Raw genomic sequence first — 6,271 nt, 5'->3', positions numbered from 1 at the left:
TCAACTGAATATGCTTTCATTGATGTATTTTTAGAATCTCTTCTTATTGTACCTCATAACAGCCGGAAGTGCTGTAATGCAAATTATAGGCGATCGCAACGTGCGAGTTGTGCCGGATGTTGCGGTAACAGGCAACGGTAGCGGCGGCGGTTTGGTTGATGGTTTGCTGGGAATGATGATGTGGAATCAAACGAGCAAAAATGGAGAAAATGGCGGCGAGTTGCCGGTAGTTAACCTACAGAAATCGGAACCTGCGGCCAAGTTATCAGTACCCTAGGTGAATTCTGTTAAGCCGCCGGCATCTCCCGCTAATTCCCCTGTTGCGAATTCTGAGGCTGATATTGATTCGCGGTTTGATGAATTGCCGTTTGACGATCGATCTTTTAGTTAGGCTGGGCAGTTTGTATTGAGGATTTCAGTCCTCTCTTATCGAAAGGGGTATTACCAGTTTGTAGTTGGGCACCATACCTAGCCAAAAGTTCAGCTAATCTCCTCAACCCAAGGTCAGCATTAGCTGACATTGGTTAGAGTTAAAAACTCAACTTTTAACCAGCTATTTTTGCGACAAGTTTTTCTCCAATTAAAACTTAATTGACAGGGCCATTTTCCAATGCTAGCCTACGTAGAATTAAAGTTTACCTATTTAGCAATGAGAGTAATTTATGCAACTTTTAATGATGGATTTAGATACATTTTCTCAGGCGAGTTTTTGGGGGTTCGCTGCCTTAACAGCCTATATTCTTACACTGCTTCCCACCAATTTGATAATTGTTTTCCCTGTTACAAAAACAACGGGATTTCCGCAATGGCTGCTGAAATATCGTCGCCTCATTGGTCTGCTCTCTTTCTTTTTATCTGTACTTCACGGATTCATCTTTTTCAAACAAAGAAACTTTGATATCTTTGATATCAAAACTTATTTTGTTTACTTCCAGGGAGTAGCAACATTCATTATTTTTACTCTTTTGGCTATCACCTCTAACGATTGGAGCGTGAAAAGACTTAAGAAAAATTGGAAAAATTTGCAGCGTCTCACTTACCTTGCTATGTTTTTATTAACCTGGCATATCTTGGATAAAATGGCCAATCACTGGACATATTTAACGCCTGTTGGAATTGCAGCTATAACCGCCATACTACTTTTATTCCTCGCTCGAATATTGAATCAGCGCCATCTAAGAAAGAAAAAAACAAGTCAACAGAAGGCAAAGTAACAGTGCTAAACAAGAGTGTTGGAGAGGATTTGTCAAAGGTAGAATGCAGCAGAAACTTCCGCCATAAATTTATTAAATTGAAATCGGAAAGTTTATTTTATATAAACTGAGTGTGGGAGCTCGTGTTTATGAGATCAAAAGCAGTTAAAGGGAAAATTTTGGCCTTCACATTAACAGCAGTTGTAACTGCGGCGGGCATCGGCTGGTATAGGTTTTTTGCGGAATTGGAAACAACTGTATCGCAGTTTAAATCGGGGCTGTTAACTCAATATTCTACCAGTTTTAAAGATAATTCTGGGTGGATTTACGCGATCGCACTCAGTCCCGACGGCAAAACTTTAGCCAGCGGCAGTTATCGCGGCATTATCAAAATCTGGAGCTTGCAAACCGGCGAATTCCTTTACACCTTAAAAGCACATACCGATGCAATTGAATCCCTCGCCATTAGTCCTGATGGCAATGTTTTGGCTAGCGGGAGTTGGGATAACCGGATTAAATTGTGGAATCTCAAAACTGGCATACTCATCAATACCTTGAAAGGTCATGCCGATGATGTCAAGGCAATAAGTATCAGTCCTGATGGAAGGTTACTCGCTTCTGGAAGTACCGACAAAACTGTAAAAGTGTGGAATTTTTCCGATGGGAAACTACTCAGCACACTTCCAGATACAGACTGGATTCAATCTGTCGCTTTTAGCCCGGACAGTAAAATTTTAGCAAGCGGCAGCGAGAATGGAACTATTAAGATTTGGTGGCTTGATGATGGCGGCAATTACACCCTCACTGGGCATTCTGGGTCGGCGAACTCAGTTGCATTCAGTCCTGACGGCAAAACTTTAGCGAGTGGCAGTGCGGATAAAACTGTTAAGCTGTGGCAGTTTACAAAGGGCAAAGTTTTGCATACATTAACAGGGCATTCCGGCCCGGTGCTGTCAGTTGCTTTTAGCCAGGATGGACAGGCCTTAGCTAGTGGCAGCTACGACAAAACTATCAAGCTGTGGAAGTTGACAACGGGCGAACTGATGACAACTTTTGCGGCTCATTCTAAGCCTGTTTGGTCTGTCGCTTTTAGCTCTCAAAATCCTGTTTTAGCCAGCGGTAGCGCAGATGAAACTATTAAGCTTTGGCCTGTACCTGTCCCGATTGCGACTCAGGTTAATTCTCCAGCACCAGAGGTAGAGGCAGCACCTTCTGAAATTCTCTCCCCCGGTGAAATTGCACAGTTGAACCGGAAAGTTTACGACCAAATTGACAAGAGTTGGCGCTCGACTCCCACCTTCAAAACTTCATTAGTTTATCGGGTTGCCGTGAATGAAAAAGGGGTAATTATAGATTGTCAGCCGCTGAACCAAGCAGCGGGTGATTTTATTCAAGAAGTTTCTCTTTCTTCCTTTCGCCAGGCTGGTAAACCTCAGCATTTTTATCAATTTAAGGTAGTGTTAAAACCCTCTGGGGTGCTTGAGGTCAGCCCGTGGTAAGGGTGGAATTACTCATACTAATTTTCTCACAAATTATGTGAAATTAAAATTTTTAAAATTACTGACGCGCTCGATATTATTGTCTTCGGGTTCTTCCTTATCCCTCCTTTTATATCACTCATAACTCTTGATGCAATTCATCGCTCTTGAGAACTTTGTACCGATCGCAGTACAATCGATCGATATTGCATCTGAGGAATCTCCCATGTCAGAACCGTTTTCTACTGAGATTAGCGATCGCATCTGCACTCACATGAACGAAGACCACGCTAGTGCTGTCGTGCTATACGCTCAAGCATTTGGCGACCAACCAGAGGCAACAGAAGCTCAAATGCTCGCTATTGATGCGAACGGCATGGATTTAACCGCTAAAGTCAACGACGAAACAGTGCCTGTCAGAGTTAAGTTCGATCGCACTTTAAAAGACGCCGAAGATGCTCACCACACTCTCATTGAAATGGTGAAACAAGCTCGAAAAGTTGCTAAGTAGTCAATTGCGGACTATCCTGTTATAATTTTAACGTTCGCAGTACAGACTTTAGTCCGCTTAAATAGTTGTTAAGGACTCAATTCCTTACTACAAACCTTGACTCCGGTTAAATCCTTTTTAAGGGCTAAAGTCCTGACTGCCAACAAAATATTTAATAAAGTTGAATATACATCTAAAATATCAAATAAAATGACCGAAAATTACCCTCAATCCCGAGAATTAGATACCGTCAAGGGCAGTACAAATAACCACTTCGACGCCCTGGTAAAGCGAATAGATTTGATGATTCGCGCCCGCTATTCGCTGCTGTACATTGTCGGCGCGGAGGAGGAACCAGTCGAAGCCGTAATTGCCCAAGTAGCGCTGCAAGTAACTCCCGCGCGCCGAGTATTGTTCTGGGATCTCGTGCGGGGCTGGGAAGATAACGGTTCTGGGAAAGGTTCGGTAATGGCGGCGCTCGATCGCGTCAGCAAAACTGCTGTTGAAGAATATACCATATTTGTACTGCGGGATTTGCACCCAACTTTGAAATATCCATACAGCGAAAAAAGCGCGCCGGTAGTGCGAGAATTGCGGAATTTAACGCGGGAATTGAAGCGCAGCAAAAAAACTATAGTTCTTACTTCTCACACGCTGGAATTGCCCGAAGAATTGAAAGAAGAAGTAACAGTAATTGATTTTCCTTTGCCCAACGTGCAAGAAATCGACAGTTTAATTTCCCACGTTGTGGAAAAGCCGCAACAGTTGCAAGTTAGCGGTTTAGCAAGGGAACAGTTGGTTAAAGCTTGTCAGGGTTTGAGCCGCGCTAGAATCGGGCGGGTTTTGGCTAAAGCTTTGGCCGCCAAACAGCAAATTAACGAGTCAGATATTGACGGAGTTTTGGAGGAAAAACAGCAAGCAATTCGCCAAACGGGCATTTTGGAGTTTTTCAACTCCCGAGAATCCCTAAAAAGTGTGGGCGGCTTGGAGAATTTGAAACAGTGGGTAAAAATGCGGCAAGATGCTTTTACTGACGAAGCGCGTCGCTACGGCATACCCAATCCTAAAGGAGTTTTGTTAGTAGGAATTCAAGGAACGGGCAAATCTTTATCTGCGAAAACTATTGCTTCCGAATGGCGTTTGCCGCTGTTGCGGTTGGATACTGGGAGATTGTTTGGCGGCGTGGTCGGGGAAAGCGAAAGCCGCGTCAGGCAAATGATACAATTAGCAGAGGCGATCGCACCTTGTGTTTTGTGGATCGATGAGATAGATAAAGCCTTCGGCAACATAATCAGCGGCACCGACGGCGACTCGGGAACTTCGCGCCGGGTATTCGGCAGTTTGATAACTTGGATGCAGGAAAAAACCAGTCCGGTGTTTATCGTCGCAACTGCAAATAACGTGCGAATTTTGCCGGCAGAGTTGCTCAGAAAAGGCAGGTTTGATGAAATTTTCTTTTTAAATTTGCCCTCTGAATCGGAACGGCAAGATATCTTTAAAGTGCATTTGCAGCGTTTGCGGCCGACTAGATTGCGCGAGTTTGATTTGGGAGTTTTGGCGAAACGCGCTGAGAATTTTAGCGGTGCAGAAATTGAGCAAGTCGTAATAGATGGATTGTACCGGGCTTTTGGCACTTTTGTAAACGGACAGCGCCGGGATTTGATGACCGAGGATATTTTGAGGGCGATCGAGGATACAGTACCTTTAGCTGCGATCGCGCGCTCGCAAATAGAAGATTTGAAGCGCTGGGCGGCGGAAGCGGGCGCGAGAACAGCATCTAACGATACTCACTTAATTGATGAATTGAAACGCTACAGCCAGCGGCGAAGGGATGCGCTCGACAATTAACTTAATTTGCCATCTGTTTGTAGTCAGGACTTCAGTCCTTATTCCTGATTCACCAAAACTTGCTCGGACTAAATTCCTCACTACAAACCCAATCTAAAAATATCCGCAAGAATACCATTTTCCTCAACCATTCTCCCCGCATCCGGCGAATCGTAAACCACTAACAGCGAATTCAGCTCCCCCAAATACGGAAACAGGCTCAACCCTTCAGCATTGTCCGTACCAACCTTAAAAGGCAAGTCAAACAATACCTCCAAATCTCCCCCATCTTGCCCAGTAATACTGTCGCCCGAGCGCCCTAAAATCCCCTTTAACCGAAAAACCCTCATCGCCCCCGATAAAGTCATCGTCGGCCCGGCTAAAACAATCAAATCTTCCCCGTTCCAGCACAATTCTCGCACGCCCAAACCGTTCAAATCAACAAAATGTTTGTTGTACAATTTCCCTTTTTTCCCAATCGCCTTAAGCCTTAAAACTCCCGGTTCTGCCTCTTCAACTTCTATTTCTAAAATTATCGCCCAACCCCGCAGCACCGGCCCCCGCAAACCGAGCAAAATGCGATCGCCCCGCACCGCCAACCCTTCAATATCAAAGCCATTTTCTTTACTCGGAATCGGCACAGATAAATATAGACCGAGGTGGCTGTCATCTTTGAGCGCGTCTGTCAGCAAATTGCCCGTTTTTGTCCGCTGAAGGCATCCCACTTTCTGTTCCCTTTGATTGTCTGAATGGGAAATTGACTCGCACAAAATCCCGTCTTTCATAGGAATGCGCGCCAGCAAATAACGGTTGACATCTGTCTCGATTTCTGCTAATCTTTTAATGTCTTTGTCTGCGTCTTTGCCTTTAGCTTTGTTGCGTTTTGTGCTGTGAGAACCGACCAGCCAAAGATAATCGCTGCTGAAATCAATTCCTTCAATATCGATTTCGGATTTTCCAGGTAGATCGATAAAATCTGCGATCGCAAATCTTTTATGTTCTCCAAAAATATGAGGCGCCACAGGCGACAAACGCTCGATCGAAGTCGTTTCATCGGAACCCAGCCACAAATGGCCATCGGGAGTTAAAGCAACAGCGGATAAGTCTGTAATAAGCTCGGCGGCTTCGCTGTTGAATTGCAGCAGCAGCCGGCCGAGCAAAAAAGATTCTGGCATAATTATTAGCACCAAAACTATTCTTAGGGTAAGTCATTATAGCTAAAGTTGCTTGAAATTGATATCTTGCCACAGTTGTAATAGTCAGCCGGGGGATTAATTCCCCCT

General features: G+C 44.5%; 6 protein-coding genes. 5 read left to right on the top strand and 1 reads right to left on the bottom strand.

Annotation, left to right across the window (positions count from 1 at the left end):
- Window positions 1-76: 76 nt before the first annotated feature.
- From QUB14_RS17160 to QUB14_RS17140, 5 genes are all read left to right on the top strand, one after another.
- Window positions 77-277, top strand: a complete 201-nt coding sequence (locus tag QUB14_RS17160) for a hypothetical protein (protein ID WP_333218190.1) — start codon at window positions 77-79, stop codon at window positions 275-277.
- A gap of 385 nt (window positions 278-662) precedes the next feature.
- A complete protein-coding gene (locus QUB14_RS17155) occupies window positions 663-1,214 on the top strand; it encodes a ferric reductase-like transmembrane domain-containing protein (protein WP_333218192.1) in 552 nt (183 codons plus the stop codon).
- Window positions 1,215-1,342: 128 nt separating this feature from the next.
- Complete coding sequence (locus QUB14_RS17150; RefSeq protein ID WP_333218194.1) at window positions 1,343-2,692, top strand: WD40 repeat domain-containing protein; 1,350 nt, start codon at window positions 1,343-1,345, stop codon at window positions 2,690-2,692.
- 130 nt (window positions 2,693-2,822) lie between these two features.
- Window positions 2,823-3,182: a DUF2470 domain-containing protein gene (locus QUB14_RS17145; protein WP_333218195.1), complete on the top strand. Its 360-nt coding sequence runs from the start codon at window positions 2,823-2,825 to the stop codon at window positions 3,180-3,182.
- 189 nt (window positions 3,183-3,371) lie between these two features.
- Entirely contained in the window at window positions 3,372-5,009 is a 1,638-nt protein-coding gene (locus QUB14_RS17140) for an AAA family ATPase (RefSeq protein ID WP_333218197.1), read from the top strand.
- A gap of 80 nt (window positions 5,010-5,089) precedes the next feature.
- Here the strand turns inward: QUB14_RS17140 and QUB14_RS17135 are convergent, their stop codons facing one another.
- Complete coding sequence (locus tag QUB14_RS17135) at window positions 5,090-6,163, bottom strand: DUF3616 domain-containing protein (RefSeq protein ID WP_333218198.1); 1,074 nt, start codon at window positions 6,161-6,163, stop codon at window positions 5,090-5,092.
- Window positions 6,164-6,271: the final 108 nt, after the last annotated feature.

The sequence above is a fragment of the Microcoleus sp. B3-D2 genome (assembly GCF_036705345.1).
Classification (GTDB): Bacteria; Cyanobacteriota; Cyanobacteriia; order Cyanobacteriales; family Microcoleaceae; genus Microcoleus.
The sequence above is the reverse complement of the archived record's forward strand: the minus strand, read 5'-3'. Positions and strand labels throughout refer to the sequence as shown.